Here is an 18,908-nt window from a genome sequence, read left to right as displayed (position 1 = left end):
AGAGAACGCCAAGCTGAAGCAGATCGTGGCAGAGCTGACGCTGGAGAACTCGCGCTTGCAAGACGCGCTGGACGACAGGAAAAGCAAGCATGAGCGCTACAGATCATCGAATTGAAGGCAGCATCACGCAAAAAAATGGCGGCAGCGCGGGACGAACCACGTCAAACATGCATCACGCCTCAATTAAATGCCATACAGAAATTAACATTGAAGGGCACAACGGGTTTCAGTATGAAGATTTTTTATTGCCGTAAAAAACTAGTGTAAACGCGCCACACAAATAACTATATTTAACAATCATTTTCTGGACAAAAGCCAATTTTGTAGCAGAATGGGAAATAGTAATTTACCAATAAAAAATTGCGTTCCGGCAATGCAAAAAAGGTAGATCGCTTGCGGGGAGAATCACATGGATATCGAGTGCGCAAAGACACTTGAAGTGATGGGCAGCAACAGCTCAACCAGGCATATAGGGATCATCGTGTTCGAAGGGGTCGTGCTGGCTGACGTAGTTGGCGCGGCAGATGTCTTCGGTATCGGCGACAAGCTGATATCCACGGTATTCCCAGGCACCACACGCTACGCCGTCTCCGTTCTCTCCATCGCCGGCGGCATGATCATGTCGTCAGCGTCGGTGCAGATCATGACCTCATCGCTGGCGTCGTTCTGCAAACATCAATTCGATACGCTGCTCATCGCCAGCGGCACCGGAAACTTCGATGCTTACCGGGATCCCGACCTGATCGCCTGGCTGCAGCAGATGCGCGGCAGCGTGCGCCGCGTCGCCGCGATCTGCACCGGCGTATTCGTGATCGGCGCCGCCGGCTTCCTGAACAATCGGCGCGCCACCACGCATTGGGCGCTGCTGGACAAGCTGGCCCGCGAATTCCCGCTAATCAAAATCGACCGCGAAGCGCAGATCAGCGAAGACGATGGAATTTTCACGTCCTGCGATGTCGGCATGGCAGCCGATCTGGCGCTGCTCCTGCTGGAAAACGATCTCGGCCCGGCGGTTGCGCAGCGCGTGGCGCAAAGCCTGGTGGTCTGCCAGCGGCGCCGCGACACCCCGCCTGCCAGCCAGGCGACGATAGCCTTCGATCCGGTCAAGGCCAGCAAGATCCACCGCGCCTCGCTGTGGTTTGTCGAGCACCTGGCGGAGCCCGTCAGCGTGGTCGACGCTGCCAATTTCGTCTCCATGAGCGAACGTAATTTCGTGCGCCAGTTCAAGCGCGAAACCGGTCAGACTCCACATGACTTCTTGCGGAACCTGCGCCTGGAAGCGGTACGCCAGCAACTGACCGAGACCGACCTGCCGATCGACAAGATAGCGCGGCGCTGCGGTTTGTTCAGCGGCGAGCATGTCGCCAAGCTGTTCCGCAAGCACATGTGGACTTCTCCTACAGAATATCGCAAGGGAATACGACCAAGCTGAAGCAAAGGCCTGCGCGCTACTGGACAAACGATGAACATCCCCATCGCTATCGCGCTCCGGCCAGCGCACCCTGCGCTGAAGTCGTTGCCGATCACTTATCTGGCGACCGTCTTCGTGTTGCTGGTGTGCGTCTCGCTGATGTCGGTCGAAGTGTGGCGCAGCTGGAATGCGCGCAACATCGAGCTGCATGAAACCGAAATCGCCACAACCAATCTTGCACGCGCCTTGTCGCAGCATGCCGACGACACGATCAAGGAAACCGACACCGTGCTGGTGGGCCTGGTCGAGCGGCTGGAAGTGGAAGGCGCCGGCAGCGCCTCGCTGGAACGGCTGCACAAACTGCTGATCCAGCATATCGCCGAACTGCCGCAGTTGAACGACCTGTCGATCTACGATGAAACCGGGTTATGGCTGGCCAACGCGCGCACCGGCCCGGTCCCGGTGGTCAATAATGCCGACCGCCAGTATTTCCGCTACCATCGCAGCCACACCGGACGCGGACCGTATATCGGGCCGCCGATACGCAGCCGCTCCACCGGCGCCTGGATCGTCACCGTCTCGCGCCGCTTCAACCATGCCGACGGCAGTTTTGCCGGCCTGGTCCTGGGCACCATCAACATCGATTACTTCAAGAAGTATTACGACAGTTTCGACATCGGCCGCGCCGGCTCCATTTTCCTTAGCCTGAATGACGGCACCATGCTGGTAAGGCGGCCGATGATGGACGACACCATCGGCAAGAACCTGTCCAACTACCCCATCTACCGCGACTACGCGTCGAGGAGCGCGGTAGGCACCGCCATGATGAAATCCGGCCAGGACGGCGTGGAGCGGCTGATCGCATATCGCCATCTGCAGCAATACCCGCTGTTCGTGACCGTCGCGCGTTCCAAGGACGAAGTACTGACCGAGTGGCGCGCCGATGCCTATCTGCACCTGTTCGGCGCCATGCTGCTGACGCTGGCGCTGGGCCTGCTCGGCTGGCGCCTGGTTCACCAGATCCAGTTGCGCCTGCTGGCAGAAGCTGACCTGCTGCGCGTCCAGGAATCGCTGCGGGCCCTCAACCACCACCTGGAGCAGCTGGCCCTGCAAGACAGCCTGACCGGGCTCGCCAACCGCCGCCAGTTCGACAATGCGCTGCGCGACGAATTCAGCCGCGCCATGCGCATCGAGAGTCCGCTGGCGCTGGTGATGATCGATGTCGATTACTTCAAACAATATAACGATATCTACGGACATCTGGCTGGAGACGAATGCCTGCGGCAGATCAGCGAAGTCGTGAAAGCCAGCAAGAACCGTCCTGGGGACCTGGCGGCGCGTTATGGCGGCGAAGAGATGGTGGTGCTGCTGCCCGATACCAATCTGGCTGGCGCGGTTGCAGTAGCGGAAAAGATCCGGGTTGCCATCAGCGACCTGAACATCCGGCATCCCGGCAGCAATACCGGCGTGGTCACGATCAGCGCCGGTGTCGACGCCTTTGTCCCGGTCCGCGACGGCAATATTCCGTTTGAGTTGATTCAGGCAGCGGACAAGGCGCTATATGCAGCCAAGTCGGCGGGCCGCAACCTGGTCTGCTCCAGCGCCGACCCGCATTAGACAATAACGACAGGACGCATTCCATCAATATTGGCGAGCTGCGTTCTGCAAGTCACGCCCTGCCGCGCCGTCCGCGTTCATACACCAGCGAGCCAACGGCTATCAGACGATATAACTCCTGCTCGGTCAGCTTGTACGACAGCGCCGCAATTTCACGAGCCAGCATTCCTATCAGAAGATCGTTCCCCGGCACCTGCGCTTGTGGGCTGGCGCAAGCGATCAGATCGACTATTTGTTCGGCTCTCATGATTCCACCTCAGAAGGTTGCTATGTATCCAGCCTTGAATCAAGGAAGCCTGGCGCTGCCAGGGCTTCCTTGGACTACCAGACAACATGGCTCATTTCTTGGCGGTTCCGCCCAGTAATCCGCTCAGCAAACCTGTCACCGGAGCGAGCGGGTCGTTGGTGGCGCCGGTCGCGGCTTTGCCGCCGGTCAGGCCGCTAACCAGATTGGTGACTGGAGCCAGAGGGCTGGCGGCAGTCGAACCGGTTGTACCGCTGACCGCGCCAGTCAGGCCGGCTACCAGGTTGGTGACCGGGGCCAGAGGACTCGCGCCAGTGCCTGCGGCGCCACCCAGAGCACCTGTCAAGCCGCTCACCAGATTGGTGACCGGAGCCAAGGGACTTGCGCCAGTACCTGCAGCGCCGCTCAGGGCGCCGGTCAGGCCGCTAACCAGATTGGTGACCGGGGCCAATGGACCGCCGGCCGAACCGGTTCCGCCACCGACCGCGCCGGTCAAACCACCCAGCAGACCGCCGGTCTGGTTGCCCAGCAGAGGCTGGCCGGTGCCGACCAGGGCATTCGTACCAAGGCCTGCCACGGTGGCGCCGGCACCGCTGACTACGCCGCCAAGGGTGCTGACCACAGGTACATTAGCCGCGGTCAGTGCCCCGCCCAAGCTGGAAACACCGCCGCCCGCCGCCGTCAGCAGGCTGTTTACCGGCTGGTTGAGGCCGGTTGCGTTGCCGACTGTCTGCGTCAAGGTTGTCACCGTGCTGGTCAGCGGCACGATCGCCTGGGTGACGGTCTGGGTGATCTGCTGCACCGGACCGCTAGTCAGGGCCGAGGTCAACGGCGCTCCCAGCCCGGAGACCGCGGCGCCGACCTGCGTCACCAAGCCGCCCAATGGCGTGGTCACGGCGGCAAGAGGCGCCAGCGGCCCGCTGCCCAGGCCGGACACGAGTTGTCCGGCGCTTTGTACTGTATTTCCCACTTGGGTAACCACACCGCCGGTGCTGCCGAGGGTGGTGCCAAGGGCGTTCGGATTGGTGCCGAGCTGGCCGAGGCCGTTGGTGACGCCGGCGCCCAAGGTAGACACAATGCCGGTGCCGTTGTTAACCACGCCGGCCAAGCCGCTTTTTGCGTCGGTCGAAAGCAACGGCACGTTGTTGATTACGGTATTGCCTATCGTTCCCAGCGCAGCGCCCGTGCCGGATATGGCTGTGCCGGCATTGGAGAGGAAATTGGCCGAAGCGCCTGTTCCACCACCGCCTGTTCCACCACCGCCTGTTCCACCGCCACCTGTTCCACCGCCACCTGTTCCACCGCCACCTGTTCCACCGCCACCTGTTCCACCACCACCTGTTCCACCACCACCTGTTCCACCACCGCCTGTTCCGCCACCACCTGTTCCACCGCCGCCACCGCCATCAGCGCCGCCTCCAGTACCGCCACCGCCGCCATCAGTGCCGCCGCCTGCACCAGTGCCGGCACCTGCACCAGAACCGGAACCCAGCGATTTACCGAGTTCGCCGCCTCCGCTAGCGCAACCAGCCAGCAAACTGGTCAATAACAACGATGCGACAATCAAACTGCCCTTTGATGTTTTCATGATGTGTTTCCCCTTTTATTGAAAGTTCGAACCGGTTGTCCCTGCTTGTCTATTCCGCAAAGAACATGCCAACCGGAAAACCTCTGGATAAATGGGAAATTCACATCGGCATTTATAATTAATACATACAATAAATCCTTAAAAATCAAAGACTAAGCTGATTTTCGGCAGGATGCCGACGATGCCGGACTGAAGTCGCCAAACGTCGATTGATACGTTACATGTAACGTAACAGAGAACAGGAAACGGGTACAAACAGTTGCTTTACTGACATCAATACAAGAGCTTCTCAGCTGCCCGAAAGTCACTGCCGGCCTAACCCGGATTACTGCCGGCATTTACCCCGCCAGCACAATTGAGATATCCTCAAGCCTCTAGAAAAAACGGCAACATCGACGCAATTCAAGCTGCAATGAATGCAAAACACGCAACTAGTTGCGCCGGACAAGATCAGAAGATGCGTCGCTGGCGCCAACGGCGCCTGCCATTGCCTAACCAAAGCGAGATCGATTGATCAGAGGAATGTCATTGTTGGTCCAGAATACCGAAACATCCAGCCCAAGAAAACGCAACAGAATCAGGAGCGCCAGCCTAGCGCTGATCCTGCTGGCCACCCTCACCGCCTGCGGCACCCCGTCCGGTTCCGGCCCGGCGCAACCGAGCGGGCCCGGCTACTACACCGTGCAAAAGGGCGATACGTTATCCAGCATTGCGCGCAAATTCCGCCGCAGCAACAGCGACATCATCGCCTGGAACCGGCTGTCGGACCCCAACGACATCAAGGTAGACCAGGTATTGCGGGTGCTGCCGCAAGGCGCTGCCGCCAGCGCCGCCTCCAGCAGCGGCACCGGCAGCAAAGCCAGCCCGCGCAGCACAGACAGCGCCGACGCCACGCCGGCCGCCAGCGATGAAAAAGATCCGGTCGACTGGGGCTGGCCGGCAAGCGGCCAGTCCAGCAGCGGCTCCGGCCAGGGCAAAAAAGGGATAGACATATTCGGCCAGCTGGGACAGCCGGTGCTGGCCGCCGCTGCCGGCAAGGTCATGTATTCCGGCAGCGGCATCCGCGGCTACGGCAACCTGGTCATCATCAAGCACAACAGCAACCTGCTGTCGGTCTATGCCCATAACAAGACCATCGTCGTCAAGGAAGGACAGATGGTCAGCAAGGGCCAGAAGATCGCCGAGATGGGGAAATCCGACAGCAGCGCAGTCAAGCTGTATTTCGAAATCCGCCGCCAGGGAAAGCCGGTAGACCCTTCCCGTTTCCTGCCCAGCCGCTAAAAGCGCGGCAGCCGGGCAAAAAAAAGGGGCGCATGACGCGCCCCTTTTGATCATCCAGGATACCCGTTCAATAGGCTATGTATGGCCCTGTCGTGCCGCTGGCCGACACGCCTTCAAGCGCGGTATAGACCGAACGTCCGAAATAGAACGGCAGTCCCCAGTCGAAAAACGAATTGAACGCCGCGCCGCCGGCAATGTTGTTGAATGCCGTGTTGTTCGGGTTGGCCTGGAACAGCGCATCGGCATTCACGATACTGAAGTTGACGGTACTGCTGCGGCCGTTCAGGCCGGTATTCACCACACTCCGGCTCAGCGTGGAGGTCGGGCAGTAAAACCCCTGGCTCCTGGTGCAGGCGGGGATCGTCGAATCGGCAAAAAACAGTCCGTTCGAACCGCTGTCAAAAAATGCCTGCATGACCTGTCCCTGATACAAGGCGCTCAGGTTGCCGGAACTGTTCAAGGTGTAAATGGCGGCGCTGCCCAGTGCATTATTGGTTTGCGTGCCGATGCCGAAAACCAGCGAACCGGTGACGCCGGACGCACCGCTGGCGCCGACTGACGGCAGCGTAATTACCGTACCGTTGTTGTCCTGCGGGAAAACAGCGACCGGATTGCCGACCTGCTTGTTGACCGCCAGCGTGGTTGCCGTGCAGCTGTTGCTGCTCGGGCAAGAGTAGTACCAGCCTTCCAGCGCCTGGCTGGCGCATGCCGCGCCGCAATCCTGGATAAAAGTGCTGATGCCGAGCACGCCATTGGCATGGAACGCCGCCACCGTGTTTTCCGCCACCAGGCCGCCGGAGCAGCCGCTAGGCACCGTCGGGAATGCGCTGTCGCCAATGATGTGCACCGAAATGCCGCTGGCAACCTCGCCGGCGATGCGCAAGTCAGCCTGCTTCACCGAACCCCAGCTATAACCGTCGGCAAAACGCGCGCATTCGGCCAGCGGACTACCGTTGGCGCTGGCCACCGACGGCAGCGTCAGGTTGCCGGCCAGTACCGAGGACATGATGCGCAGGCCGCTCGATCCGGTGTCGACCAGCACATGGTCGATGGTCTGGCATTGCGTACTGCTGCCGGGCTGGCAGATGGTCAGCGAAACATAGGGTGCGTTGACCGATCCGGAGGCGCCCGCGGGACCGTTATCGATTACCAGGGCCTGCACATTCTGGGTCGGCTGCGGCGTAGGCGTCGGCGTGGTGCCGCCGTCGGAGCCGCCGCCACCGCCGCAGGCGAACAGGAACAGAGTGCTGAACAGGCACAGCAGATACGTCAAAAAGCGCATGGTCATCTCCGGTCAGCGAATGTTGTCAGGGGTCACGCCTTGCGGCAGCAAGGCAGGCACGTAAGCGCTGCCGGCAAAGGAACGCATGTGGCCGCCGGAACGCAGCACCAGCTGGTCCGACTGGATCGCGACAGCGCGCCGACCCTGGTGCGGCTCACTGGCGGCAGCGGCAAACTGGTCGGCATAGCTGCCCAGCAATTGCTGCAGGTTAGGCATGCTCGGCCCCTGCCAGCTGACGGCAAACACCACGTTGTCCGCACCGATATATTCCCGTACCGTGGTGCCCGACGGCTCCACCACTTCGCTGACCGTATAGCCGTTGTAGCTGGTCACGCGGGCGCTGGCGCTGGCCTTGGCGCGCGCAACACTGTCGGCCTGGACGGTGCCGGCGGCCGGACCGGCAGCCGCGCCGAGCGCCGCAAACGCCGGCGCGGATTGCGCAAACAGCAACGCGCACATAACAGAAACGGGAAATCTCATGGCTCACCTCTGCTCGATTGACAAATACCTATGGAATCATAACCGATGCTGCCCGGCAATTTGTAAAGATGTTTTAACAACCACACTCGCCATTGCCATTCGTAATGTGCTAGATAAACCGGCCGCATGCAAAGGCCAAGTTCAGCTGCGGCTGAGCAGGCGGTTGCGCACAAAACCGATATGCTCCCGCAATACATAGAACTGATCGGCAAAAGCCAGCGGCATTTTCATCCGGTTCACCGATTCCTCGATATGGTCGAGCCGCTTCAGCAATTGCGCCTGCTGTTCCGGCGTGTCGGTATCGACCACCGCCGCGCGCTCGAGTGCGATCAAGATACCGTACCAGCGGTAGATGCGCGATTTGATGCGCCAGCCGTAAAGCAGCGGCACCAGCTTGAAACCCGGGATCAGCAGCAGGATGATCGGCAGCAGCACCACCAGGGTACGGTCCACCAGGCTGGCCAGCCAGAACGGCAAGGTGCGGTAGAAGAAACCCTTGCCCGATTTATAGTAGCGCGTGGCGTCGTCGCTGATGCGGAACTCATGCGCCAGCGGCGCCGGGAATTCGCCGGCCCGCTGCAGCACGTTGGGGCCGCTGTGCACTTCCTTGGCGGCGTCGATCAGCAAATCGGAAAGCGCCGGATGCAGGTCTTCGCGGGCAATCAGTTCGGCGGTCGGGGCGATCAGGCGGATGTCGCGGCTGGGAATGTTCTGGCCGAGGTCGAACACTCCCTTCGGGATATTGAGCTCGTTCAGGTAGCTGAAACGGCGTGCATAAGCGCCCGCCTGGGCAAAATCGAGAAGGCGGATGCCAGGCGTGTGCAGCAGCTTGCCCATGGTCGGCGGCGAGGCTGAGTCGCCCATCAGGAAAGCGGCGTCGATCTTGCTGTCGGTGAGCGCCTGCGCGGCTTCGTCGCCGCCCATGTCGAGCAGCTCGGTCTTGCCGCCGGCTTCGATGCCGTTCGCTTTCAGCAGCGTCAATGCCAGCACCCGCGAGCCGCTGCCCTGCATGCCGATGGCTACCCGCTTGCCCTCCAGCTCGGAGAGCCGGTTGATGCGCTCGCGGCCGCGGTAAAACACCGACACCGGAACATAGGAAATGCTGCCCAGCGACACCAGCTGGCCGATCGGCAAGTCGCCCGCCACGCCGCCCTGGACAAAACCGACATCGACGCCGGAATGCGGATCGTTCAGCTTCTTCAGGTTATCCAGCGATCCTTCCGAAGTCACGATCTTCAGCTTGATGCCGTTGCGCGCCAGGATCTTCTTGTATTTCTCGGCCGTGTTCCAGAAATTGCTGTGTTCGGGGCCGGTGATCATCGTGATGGTGTTCGGCGGCGCCGGGTGGATCAGCCAGATCGCCAGCCAGATGGCGACTACCACCAGCAAGGCTATCGGACCGAAGCTGATCGCCAGGTCACGCCACGAAATTGCAACAAAGCGTGTCTTGATGTTGATCGCGGATTGCTTCAGTTCGGACGGATTGAGTGGGGTAGCCATGAGATTTATTCTATCGTTATTGTGCAGCATGATGTGCGACATGATACAGGCCCCAAGGCATCACTTGCAAAAAGCAAAACCGGGGCAGTCAATGCCGGCAGGCCAATGACGGGTTGCCTGCGTCCGTTTCCATCATGGGGAGCAAGGTCGGCGTCAGCGATTTGAGCAATTGTACCGAAAGCGCACTGGTGAACTTGTAGCTGGCCGCATAGGGTTCATGAACATAGGCGGTCATGGTGCCGAAGAAGCGATCGCCGATAAAAAACACGAACGTGGCTGAACGGTTCACGGCGCGCGAGGAAACCAGTCTGCCGCCGGGCGCGTAGACCTCGAAGCGCTGGTCGCCGGTGCCGGTTTTTCCGCCGACTCCCAGCGGCTTGCCGTTCGGATGGCGTGACGGCAAGCCGCCCTGGAGGCGCTTGGCGGTCCCGCCCTCCACCACGTCGATCAGAGAACGGCGCACCACGTCCGTTATCTCTTCGGGCAACAGCCGTTCCGCCGCCGGCCCGCTATTCTCAAAGTGCGTTTCATAAGGCGTGCCTTGCGCCAGCTCCAGGGTTTGCAATTTCCTGAGCGGCAGACGCATGCCCTTATTGACGATAATCCCCATCAATTCCGCCAGCGCCGCAGGCCGGTCGCCCGACGCGCCAACCGCGGTTGCGTAAGAGGGAGTAAGGGATTCAAAGGGATAACCGAGCCGCCGCCAGGCGCGGCCGATCTCCAGAAACGCTTCCAGCTCCACCATTTGCCGGATACGTTTATCTTGCTTATTTTTATTGTGGGTCTTGAACAGCCAGGCGTAGACATCCTGGCGCGCATCACGGCTGGCCTCCAGCGTTTGCGTCAGCGTCGCGTCCGGATGCTGGCGCATGAATCCGAGCAGCCACAACTCCAGCGGATGGATGCGTGCGATGTAGCCGCGATCGGCCAGTGAAAATTTATCCGGCCCGTACTGCGCATACAACGCAGCCAACTTGTCCTCCGACAAGCCGTCTTTGGGAAACTGCTTGCGCATGAAGTCAGAAAAATGCTGCAGATCCGCGTCCGGCGCTATGCTGCGGAATATCGTGGCCAGCCGGGCTGGCGCCGGATGGAGGTTTTCCAACAGCAGCTCTTGCGATTCCTGAGGTGTCTTGCCGTGGTATTTGCGGTAGAAGCGAACCATGAACTGACGCCCTTCCTTATCCGCAAAGCGAGACAGTATCTCCTGCCGTTTCGCTGCGTTCTCGCCGTCCAGCGACGCCGAACCGGCGCCAGCCATCTTGAATTTGTAGTGCCGCACGACGTCGCGCATGAGCCGCACAAAAACCAGGTTCACGGATTGCTGGAAACCTTCGCGTACCGTCATCACTTTGTAGTTTTCTTCAGATTCGAAATTCGTGAATGTCTGCACGCCGCCGCCGGTCACGAATGTTTCCCCCGGGCTGCCCGAGTAACGGCGCTCCATGGCTGCTTCCAGCATCGCGGGCAAACCGCTGTCCCGCGCCTGCGCCAGGTAAGCCAGCGCCCACAGGCTCAAGACATCCTCCTTCTCCACTTGCAGCCCGGCGCGCTGCTGCGGCGTCATGCCGGCGTAACGCTGATGCAGATCGGCGATGATTTCAAGATAGGTAATCAGCGTACGCAACTTGGCGGTCGATCCCAGGTTGAGCCTGGCGCCTTCGTTGATATCGAAAGGCTGGTCGAAATTATCAGTCTGCACGCGCAACAGATTGGCGCCGCCACGCTGCTCGAACAGCGTAAAACTGAAAATCAGCTTGTCCGGATCGTCGCCGGGGCTGAGCATGTTATGCCCATACAGTTCCGCCGCTTTTGCGTTAGCCGGTTTCCTGAGCTGGCGCAGCACGGTCGTCACCTCCCGCTGCATCTCGCCGTTCATGGTGGTCGCCGCGGTGAGATCGAGACGGTCCAGGTCGTACAGGTGATTAACGTGCAACAAGCCGGAAAGATTCGCGCGCAATGCAGTTACCGCCTTGCGCGTGACAAATGAGATCGGCGGCGCGCTGACAGGTTTTTGCTGCAGGCTCAGCTTGACCGGCAACGCCGCGTCGCGCAGCGCCGCCGGAATGATTCCCGCTGCCGCCAGCAGCCGCAAATGGCTATCGGTCAGCTGCTCCAGGTCGGCCGCGCCTTCCCGCAGGTAATACGATGGCCGGCGTTGCGCGATCATCAGCGAGAGCGCTTGCTTGAATGCCTCTGCCCTGCGCTGTAGCTGATCGGGATTGGCTGCCAGGCCGGGGTTGCCGTCCAGCAGCCGGTTGACCTCCGCGAAATCGCGGCCGTACCAGGCCCACAGGCCGTCGCCCAGGCCATCGATCTCGCCATAGCCGGGCTTGGCGGCAAGCGGCACCGTGTTCAGGTAATCCACCACGATCTGCCGCCGCGCCGGCAGCGTGTTCTCGCCGCCCAGATACGCTCTGATCGACGCCGACGCCATCTGCCGCAATTTTTCCTTTGGCGATGCGGTGCGGCCTTCAGGCGAATGACGGTATTTTTCGATCTGCGTAACCAGGGTGCTGGCGCCCGGCGTCTGGTGCGATTTATCGAGCGCATGCAAACCCTGGTCGAAGACGGCCCTGGCGAAACGGCCCCAGTCGATCGCCGGATTGCGCAACGGATAGCGGGTAGTGAGCAAATCGCGGTCTTCTATAAAAAGCAGCGTGTCTGCCAGCAGGCGCGGCACCAGCTCGAAATCGCTATAGCTGCGTTCGGGAAAACGTTCCGAATACAACGACTGTTCATTGCAGTCCAACAAATCGAGGCCCGCCCGGTTCTTCTCGCGGTAGGCCGGGGAAATGCCTTTGTCCGCGAGCTCCGCAAGCTTGGGCGAGATCCGCGTTTGTTGCGTAATCCGGTAATCGTGCTTGATCAGATATTCGGTAAAAGCGGGAATCCTGCTATAGCCGAGACGTTCGTCGTAAGGGCCGGATTTAGGAAAACGGATAGCCGCGCTTGCCCCGGGCTCAAGTTTGAATGTCAGTTCGCGGCCAAGTTCGGACAGCCGCCGCGCTTGCCATTGCGATGAGCGCAACTCGTTACCGGCCAGCCGGGCTACAAGCGTCAATAACCCTAACAAACCGGCCAGCAACAGCCACTTGCCCCATTTACGTAGCGTCACTTTTTTTATGAGTAGGAATGCGACTTGGCGGGAGTGCCTGAATATCAAGATAATCGCCTTTTCAGCCTGTGTCTAGCTGCGATTGAAGCGCTTATCACGAACCAGGGAATATCAGAACCGCGTCTTCGCTACTCCACAAACAAGGTAGCTGGAAATTCGAGATAAGCGCGCAGCGACTGCACGAACTCGGCAGCATCCAGGCCGTCGACCACCCGATGGTCGAACGAGGACGACAGATTCATCATCTTGCGCGCGACCACCACATTGCCGCGTATCACCGGTCTTTCGATAATCCGGTTGATGCCGACAATCGCCACCTCCGGGTGATTGATCACCGGAGTCGATGCCAGGCCGCCCAAGGCGCCCAGGCTGGTGACGGTGATGGTTGAACCGGAGAGTTCCGCCCGCACCGCCCTGCCCGCGCGCGCGGCCTCGGCCAGGCGGGCGATTTCGGCCGCGCTCGACCACGGATCGCGCGCCTCGGCATGATGCACCACCGGCACCATCAGGCCGGCTGCGGTCTGGGTGGCGACGCCGATATGTACTGCGTCGTAACGCGTCACCACGCCGGCGTCATCATCGAAACGGGCGTTGCATTGCGGGTGCTCGCGCAACGCCAGCACCATGGCGCGCATCAGCAGCGGCAACAAGGTCAGGCGCCCGCGTTCGCCGCTCCATCTTGCGTTCAGATGCTGGCGCAGCGCCTCGATTTCGGTGACATCGCACTCCTCGACGTAGGTAAAGTGCGGGATGCGACGCTTGGATTCCTGCATCTTTTGAGCGATCTTGCGGCGCAAGCCGATGACCGGCATCGCTATTTCGCCATGACGCTCGGCATAACGGCCATCGCCGGCGCGCGCCGCCGGCAGGCTGCCGCCGAGCGTGACATAAGCGTCGAGATCTTCATGCGTAATGTGGCCATCGGCGCCGCTCGCAGGCACATCCTGCAACTCGACGCCGAGCTGGCGGGCGCGCCGACGCACGGCGGGCGACGCAGTCGGCGAGCCGGCGGCCTGCCGTATCGCTTGCACTGAGCCGGGGCCTTGCGCCGGCGGCTTGGAAGACGGCACTTCCCTTGGCGGCGCAGCGACCGCCGCGGCCGCTGCCTGCGGCAGAACGGGCAACGCCGCAGCGGCATGCTCTGTTGGCTCGACCTCAATGCGTATCAGTTCGCCGCCTACCGCCAGCACCTGGCCGGGCTCGCAGCCCAGCGCCGCTATCCTGCCTACAACCGGCGATGGAATCTCGACGGTGGCCTTGTCGGTCATCACATCGGCCAGCACCTGGTCCTCGACCACGCGCTCGCCGACCTTGACGCGCCAGGCCACCAGTTCAACCTCGGCGATCCCTTCGCCGATATCCGGCATTTTGATCACATGGACGCTCATCTTGCCTCCAGCGCGCGTTTGAAGGCAGCCCCGACGCGGGCCGGACCGGGAAAATAAGCCCATTCCTGGGCGTGCGGATAAGGCGTGTCCCAGCCGGTGACACGTTCGATCGGCGCCTCCAGATGGTAGAAACAATGTTCCTGCACCAAGGCCGTCAATTCCGCGCCAAAGCCGCTGGTGCGCGTGGCTTCGTGCACCACCACGCAGCGCCCGGTCTTCTTGACCGAGGCGACGATGGTTTCCAGGTCGAGCGGCCACAGGCTGCGCAAATCGATGATCTCGGCGTCGATGCCGGTCTCGCGCGCGGCGGCTGCCGATACGAATACCATGGTGCCGTAGGTAATCACCGTCAGCTCGGCGCCGGGACGGAATATCGCCGCGGATTCAAGCGGCACGGTGTAATAGCCGTCCGGCACCTCGCCCAGCGGATGCTTGGACCACGGCACCATCGGCTGGTCGTGATGGCCGTCGAACGGACCGTTGTACAGGCGCTTCGGCTCCAGGAAGATCACCGGATCGTCATTTTCGATCGATGCAATCAGCAAGCCCTTGGCGTCATACGGATTGGATGGCATCACCGTGCGCAAGCCGCAGACATGGGTGAACAGGGCTTCCGGGCTCTGGCTGTGGGTCTGGCCGCCATAGATGCCGCCGCCGCAGGGCATGCGGATCGTCATCGATGCAGTGAATTCGCCGGCCGAACGGTAGCGCAGGCGCGCCGCCTCGGAGACGATCTGGTCCGAGGCCGGATAAAAGTAGTCGGCGAACTGGATCTCGATCACCGGCCGCAAACCGTAGGCAGCCATGCCGACGGCTGCGCCGACAATCCCGCCCTCGGAGATCGGCGCATCGAATACGCGCGAAGCGCCGTACTTCGCCTGCAAACCTTCGGTGCAGCGGAACACGCCGCCAAAGAACCCTACGTCCTCGCCGAAAACAACCACATTGCTGTCGCGCTCGAGCATGACGTCCATCGCCGAACGCAGCGCCTGGATCATCGTCATCGGCGTAGTCGTCTGCGCCATCGCCGGTTTGGCGTCTTTCTGGGCGGCCATGGTTACACGCCCAGCTGGCGGCGCTGCTGCCGCAGATGCTCCGGCATGTCTTTATAGACATCCTCGAACATCGTCGCCGGGTCAGGAATCTGGCCGCTGGCCAGGGTGCCATAGCGTTCCGCCTCTTTCTGGGCCGCGATCACCTGCGCCTCCAGTTCCTGTTCCGTATCCTGGTGTTCCTGCTCCGACCATACGCCGATGCGGATCAGGTGCTGCTTGAGGCGGGCAATCGGATCCCCCAGCGGAAAGTGCGACCAGTCATCCGCCGGCCGGTACTTGGACGGATCGTCGGAAGTCGAATGCGGACCGGCGCGGTAAGTGATCCATTCGATCAGAGTCGGCCCCAGGTTGCAGCGCGCCCGTTCGGCGGCCCAGCGCGAAGCAGCGTACACGGCCAGGAAATCGTTGCCGTCGACGCGCAGCGAGGCGATGCCGCAGCCGACGCCGCGCGCGGCGAACGTGGTGCTCTCGCCGCCGGCAAGCGTCTGGAAAGTCGAGATGGCCCACTGGTTGTTGACCACATTGAGAATCACCGGGGCCTGGTATACATGTGCGAAAGTGAGCGCAGTATGGAAATCGGATTCGGCGGTGGAGCCGTCGCCGATCCAGGCCGAAGCGATCTTGGTGTCGCCCTTGATCGCCGAGGCCATGGCCCAGCCGACCGCCTGGATAAATTGCGTGGCAAGATTGCCTGAAACGGAGAAAAAACCTGCGGCGCGCACGGAATACAGCACCGGCAGCTGCCGTCCCTTCATAGGATCGCGCCGGTTCGACAGCAGCTGGCAAATCAGGTCCACCAAAGGGACCTCGCGCGCCATCAGCAGGCTTTGCTGGCGATAGGTGGGGAAACACATGTCGCCTTCCTGCAGCGCCATCGCGTGCGCCGTGCCTATCGCTTCCTCGCCCAGGCTCTGCATGTAGAAGGACATTTTTTTCTGGCGCTGCGCGATCACCATGCGGGCATCGAAAATCCGCGTTTTCATCATGGCCCGCATCCCGCGGCGCAACAATTGAGGCTCTATTTCTGCAACCCAAGGGCCGACAGCGTTGCCTTCGTCGTCGAGCACCCGCACCAGGGCATAGGCGAGATCGCCGGTGTCGGACGGCTGCACGTCCAGCGGCGGCCGGCGCACCGCGCCGGCCGCCGCCAGATGCAGGTAGGAGAAATCGGTTTCGTGGCCGGGCCGGCCGCTAGGTTCCGGAACATGCAACGTCAGAGGCTTGCACTGGCTCATACCCGCTCCCTCGCGCTTGGTGATGTCCAGTTGAGTTTAGCTTACTTTAGCGCCGGCGTGCTTTACGGCCTGCCAGCATTTTATTTTGCGTCGCACACAGCCGATGCCGTGCGGCGAACCGCGCGAGCGGCCTGCACGCAGCGCGTCGGCGTCCTACATCCGGTGGGCGAAGCGTCCTCTTTCCGCCTGGTCCATGAGATCGAGGAACTGCGTTGTCTGCATCTGAATCAGGGCTTCGTGGTCGCCTGCCTCGAAATAGATTTCCGGCTGTTGCGCCAGGCTTTCATCGAGATAGGTTTGCATGCCGTAGGCGCTGCAGACCGGATGGAGCGCTCCTACATCGCAATCCTTGAACATCTCGCGCAGCTCATCTTCGCTGGCCAGCACCAGGTGCCGCCCGGTCTTGTCCCACAGGTCGGACAAATGCAAGTGAAAGGTCGATGGCAGCACCGCAGCCACATAGCCATGCTCGTCTTCCAGGACCACTGTCTTGGCCAGGCGGTCGCCCGGGATATGCGCCGCCTCTGCGGTGCCGGTGCTGCTGAGGGTGTGCGGATGATGCAGGATCTTGTAATGACTGCCTTTGCTGCGCAGGCAGTCTTCCAATGTGGCGGAAATCGACATGACGATCCTCCTCCGGGATGAGGTGGACAGAGAATTATGTGCTATTTGTCTCAATATAGTGCGCTTCCAGCCTTCTGTGAAGGCTTATCGGCGCAACATCCGCAGCATGGCGCGGCCTGGCCCCATCCGATGGCGGCCTGGCCGCATCCCGGAACCCGGGTCAGTGGCGCATCCCGCCGCCCATGCCGTGCCCATGAAAGCCGGCACCTGCCGCAACGCTCTGATGCATCGTCGAACCGTGGTTAAAGTGGTGATGGTGATGGTCCCGGTCTATGAAGACAAAGTCCGCGCCGAAGCCGAACGGCCCCCAATACCAGGGATCGTAATAATAGCCATATGGATAACCGTAGTATGGCCGGTCGGTGTTTTGCATGAATTGCCATGTGCCGTCGCTTTGCTGGCAAGCAACGCCGGTAACCGGCTCTGTCTTGCCGTTGATTTCGGCCTGGGTCGTCAATTTCTGGCAACTCGGCTTGCCGGTCCCGGCATAGTCCGAACCGCCTTGCCTCCCGCTGCAGGCGGAGAGGGCCAGCAATAGCACTACAAAAGGAATTTCGTTATACATGATGTCGTCCTAAATGAATGCCCGACGTAACGGCGCGTGCAAACCCGGCGCTCCGCAATATCGGCTTGCTCCCAGCCAACCGACACCGGAACGGTACGCAGTCCGGCGCCAAGCCAGCCTGTGATATGTAAACGAAGGAGACGGTGCGGCTATTCCATCGATATTTTTTGGAAAAAGCCGATCCCGGCCAGCGCCGGGGTGGTCAGCGCCAAGCCTCGGGATGGCCGCCCAAGGCGCTGCACACGTCAATTGCCATGGAACGCAGGCGGGCCACCGAGGTTTGTCCGGACAGCGCATATCCCATGCCCTCGCTTATCCAGTAAAAGGTGCTGCGCTTACCCTCATGCAGCAGCCGGAACGCCGTGGCGTCCTTGGCTACGGCGGTGACGTACAAGGTCAATCGCTCACCCTCGCCGTCCTGGTACATGAACTGCGCTGCCGGACCGGCTTCGCCAGGCAGCAAGCGCCCTCCGACCAGCGTGTAGCCGTATTCCTGCAACGATGGCGCCGCCAGCGGATGATTGAGGCGCTTCGACAGCCAACTGATCAAATGCGCTTCTTCGGCAGCGGCAACTTCAACCGGATGCCGCTGCTCCGGCGCATAGACCGCGTAGGCAATGTCGGCACGCTTGGCGAACGCCGGCTGCTCGTTGAAAAGATACGGCTTCAGCCAGCCGGACGCCAAGCCGCACAGCAAGCCCGCCGCCAGCCAGCCTCCAGCCATCCCGGCACTGCGCCACCAGGGCGTCCGGCGCGGCAGGAAAATACATTGGACGTTATCTTGCGGCGTCGCAAACAAGGCTTTTAAACCGGCATTCTGCGCCCGATAGTCGGCGACGCGAGCGCTGTCCTGCGGATCGTTCGCCAGCCGCTCGGCGACGGCAGCCTGCCCGGGGCCGGAAAGTTCATTGTCGACCCATGCCGACAGCATCTGCAAATGTGCTTCGTCCGGGTCCGGCAGCTTGGAGGTGGTCTCTTCGTTCATGGCGTGTCTCTCGCTACTTGTTGCTGACTACTTTAAGAGGCGGCCGTTTGCTGCCCGGGTCCTCTTTCAACAAAGAGCGCATACGCTCCCGGGCACGCGACAGGCGCGACATCACCGTGCCGACCGGAATGTCCAGGATGGCCGCAACCTGCTGATAGCTGAGCTCTTCCAGGCCGACCAGCAACAGTACTTCGCGCTGATCGAGCGGCAGGCGATACAGCGCACGCTGCACGTCGAGCAGGAACAGGCCGTCGACTTCATCGGCCGGCGCCGCCATCGTGCGCCAGGGCGCGCTATCTTCATCGACGGCGATTTCGCGGCGCTTGCGCAGCTGGTCGATATACAAATGCCTGAGGATGGTCAACAGCCAGGCCCGCACATTGCTTTGCGGCTGCAAGGTATGCCATCGGTTCAGGGCGCGCTCCGCCGTGTCCTGCACCAGATCGTCAGCCCATGCGGCATCGCCTGTCAGCGCGCGGGCGTAACGCCGCAGCGCCGGCAGCCAGACCACCATGTCGGCCTCAAAACTCATAAA

Annotated in this window: 17 protein-coding genes; 4 read left to right on the top strand and 13 right to left on the bottom strand. The window is 61.3% G+C overall.

Annotation, left to right across the window (positions count from 1 at the left end; genetic code table 11):
* Positions 1 to 89 precede the first annotated feature (89 nt).
* The 3 genes from V8G57_RS02460 to V8G57_RS02450 all read left to right on the top strand — a co-directional run bounded on the left by V8G57_RS02460 (position 90) and on the right by V8G57_RS02450 (position 3,028).
* Positions 90 to 254: a hypothetical protein gene (locus tag V8G57_RS02460; RefSeq protein WP_342828043.1), complete on the top strand. Its 165-nt coding sequence runs from the start codon at positions 90 to 92 to the stop codon at positions 252 to 254.
* A 155-nt stretch (positions 255 to 409) separates the two neighbouring features.
* Entirely contained in the window at positions 410 to 1,432 is a 1,023-nt protein-coding gene (locus V8G57_RS02455; protein ID WP_342828042.1) for a GlxA family transcriptional regulator, read from the top strand.
* Between the two features lie 30 nt (positions 1,433 to 1,462).
* On the top strand, positions 1,463 to 3,028 hold the full coding sequence (locus V8G57_RS02450; protein ID WP_092392320.1) for a sensor domain-containing diguanylate cyclase: 1,566 nt from the start codon (positions 1,463 to 1,465) through the stop codon (positions 3,026 to 3,028).
* Between the two features lie 52 nt (positions 3,029 to 3,080).
* On the opposite strand, the gene V8G57_RS02445 is transcribed toward V8G57_RS02450, so the two are convergent.
* Positions 3,081 to 3,275 carry a hypothetical protein gene (locus V8G57_RS02445; protein WP_092392318.1) on the bottom strand — a complete coding sequence of 65 codons (195 nt, stop codon included), beginning with the start codon at positions 3,273 to 3,275 and terminating at the stop codon, positions 3,081 to 3,083.
* Positions 3,276 to 3,366: 91 nt separating this feature from the next.
* Positions 3,367 to 4,860 (bottom strand): collagen-like triple helix repeat-containing protein, encoded by a 1,494-nt coding sequence (locus tag V8G57_RS02440; RefSeq protein ID WP_425458208.1) that lies wholly within the window; start codon positions 4,858 to 4,860, stop codon positions 3,367 to 3,369.
* Between the two features lie 522 nt (positions 4,861 to 5,382).
* Between V8G57_RS02440 and V8G57_RS02430 the strand changes: the two genes are divergently transcribed.
* Positions 5,383 to 6,141 (top strand): peptidoglycan DD-metalloendopeptidase family protein, encoded by a 759-nt coding sequence (locus tag V8G57_RS02430; protein WP_092392314.1) that lies wholly within the window; start codon positions 5,383 to 5,385, stop codon positions 6,139 to 6,141.
* Positions 6,142 to 6,208: 67 nt separating this feature from the next.
* Here the strand turns inward: V8G57_RS02430 and V8G57_RS02425 are convergent, their stop codons facing one another.
* The 11 genes from V8G57_RS02425 to V8G57_RS02375 form a co-directional block, all read right to left on the bottom strand.
* Positions 6,209 to 7,423 (bottom strand): DUF3443 domain-containing protein, encoded by a 1,215-nt coding sequence (locus tag V8G57_RS02425; RefSeq protein WP_342828039.1) that lies wholly within the window; start codon positions 7,421 to 7,423, stop codon positions 6,209 to 6,211.
* A 12-nt stretch (positions 7,424 to 7,435) separates the two neighbouring features.
* Positions 7,436 to 7,903, bottom strand: a complete 468-nt coding sequence (locus tag V8G57_RS02420; protein ID WP_342828038.1) for a DUF2844 domain-containing protein — start codon at positions 7,901 to 7,903, stop codon at positions 7,436 to 7,438.
* Between the two features lie 141 nt (positions 7,904 to 8,044).
* Complete coding sequence (locus tag V8G57_RS02415) at positions 8,045 to 9,403, bottom strand: TAXI family TRAP transporter solute-binding subunit (protein WP_342828037.1); 1,359 nt, start codon at positions 9,401 to 9,403, stop codon at positions 8,045 to 8,047.
* A gap of 88 nt (positions 9,404 to 9,491) precedes the next feature.
* Entirely contained in the window at positions 9,492 to 12,521 is a 3,030-nt protein-coding gene (locus V8G57_RS02410) for a transglycosylase domain-containing protein (protein ID WP_342828036.1), read from the bottom strand.
* A 128-nt stretch (positions 12,522 to 12,649) separates the two neighbouring features.
* Entirely contained in the window at positions 12,650 to 13,909 is a 1,260-nt protein-coding gene (locus V8G57_RS02405; protein ID WP_342828035.1) for a dihydrolipoamide acetyltransferase family protein, read from the bottom strand.
* A complete protein-coding gene (locus V8G57_RS02400) occupies positions 13,906 to 14,964 on the bottom strand; it encodes an alpha-ketoacid dehydrogenase subunit beta (protein WP_092392306.1) in 1,059 nt (352 codons plus the stop codon). Before V8G57_RS02400 ends, V8G57_RS02405 begins: the two co-directional genes overlap by 4 nt.
* Before the next feature lie 2 nt (positions 14,965 to 14,966).
* Positions 14,967 to 16,199, bottom strand: a complete 1,233-nt coding sequence (locus V8G57_RS02395) for a 3-methyl-2-oxobutanoate dehydrogenase (2-methylpropanoyl-transferring) subunit alpha (protein ID WP_342828033.1) — start codon at positions 16,197 to 16,199, stop codon at positions 14,967 to 14,969.
* Between the two features lie 153 nt (positions 16,200 to 16,352).
* Positions 16,353 to 16,823, bottom strand: a complete 471-nt coding sequence (locus V8G57_RS02390; RefSeq protein ID WP_342828032.1) for an aminoacyl-tRNA deacylase — start codon at positions 16,821 to 16,823, stop codon at positions 16,353 to 16,355.
* Between the two features lie 160 nt (positions 16,824 to 16,983).
* Positions 16,984 to 17,388 carry a hypothetical protein gene (locus V8G57_RS02385; protein WP_342828031.1) on the bottom strand — a complete coding sequence of 135 codons (405 nt, stop codon included), beginning with the start codon at positions 17,386 to 17,388 and terminating at the stop codon, positions 16,984 to 16,986.
* A gap of 202 nt (positions 17,389 to 17,590) precedes the next feature.
* Positions 17,591 to 18,373, bottom strand: a complete 783-nt coding sequence (locus tag V8G57_RS02380) for an anti-sigma factor family protein (RefSeq protein WP_342828030.1) — start codon at positions 18,371 to 18,373, stop codon at positions 17,591 to 17,593.
* A gap of 13 nt (positions 18,374 to 18,386) precedes the next feature.
* Positions 18,387 to 18,905, bottom strand: coding sequence for a sigma-70 family RNA polymerase sigma factor (locus V8G57_RS02375; protein ID WP_092392295.1), 519 nt, complete (start codon positions 18,903 to 18,905; stop codon positions 18,387 to 18,389).
* Between the last annotated feature and the right edge of the window lie 3 nt (positions 18,906 to 18,908).

Source organism: Collimonas rhizosphaerae (genome assembly GCF_038896935.1).
GTDB classification, from domain to species: Bacteria; Pseudomonadota; Gammaproteobacteria; order Burkholderiales; family Burkholderiaceae_D; genus Collimonas; species Collimonas rhizosphaerae.
Note: the sequence above shows the minus strand (reverse complement) of the source record. Positions and strands in the feature narration are given on the sequence as shown.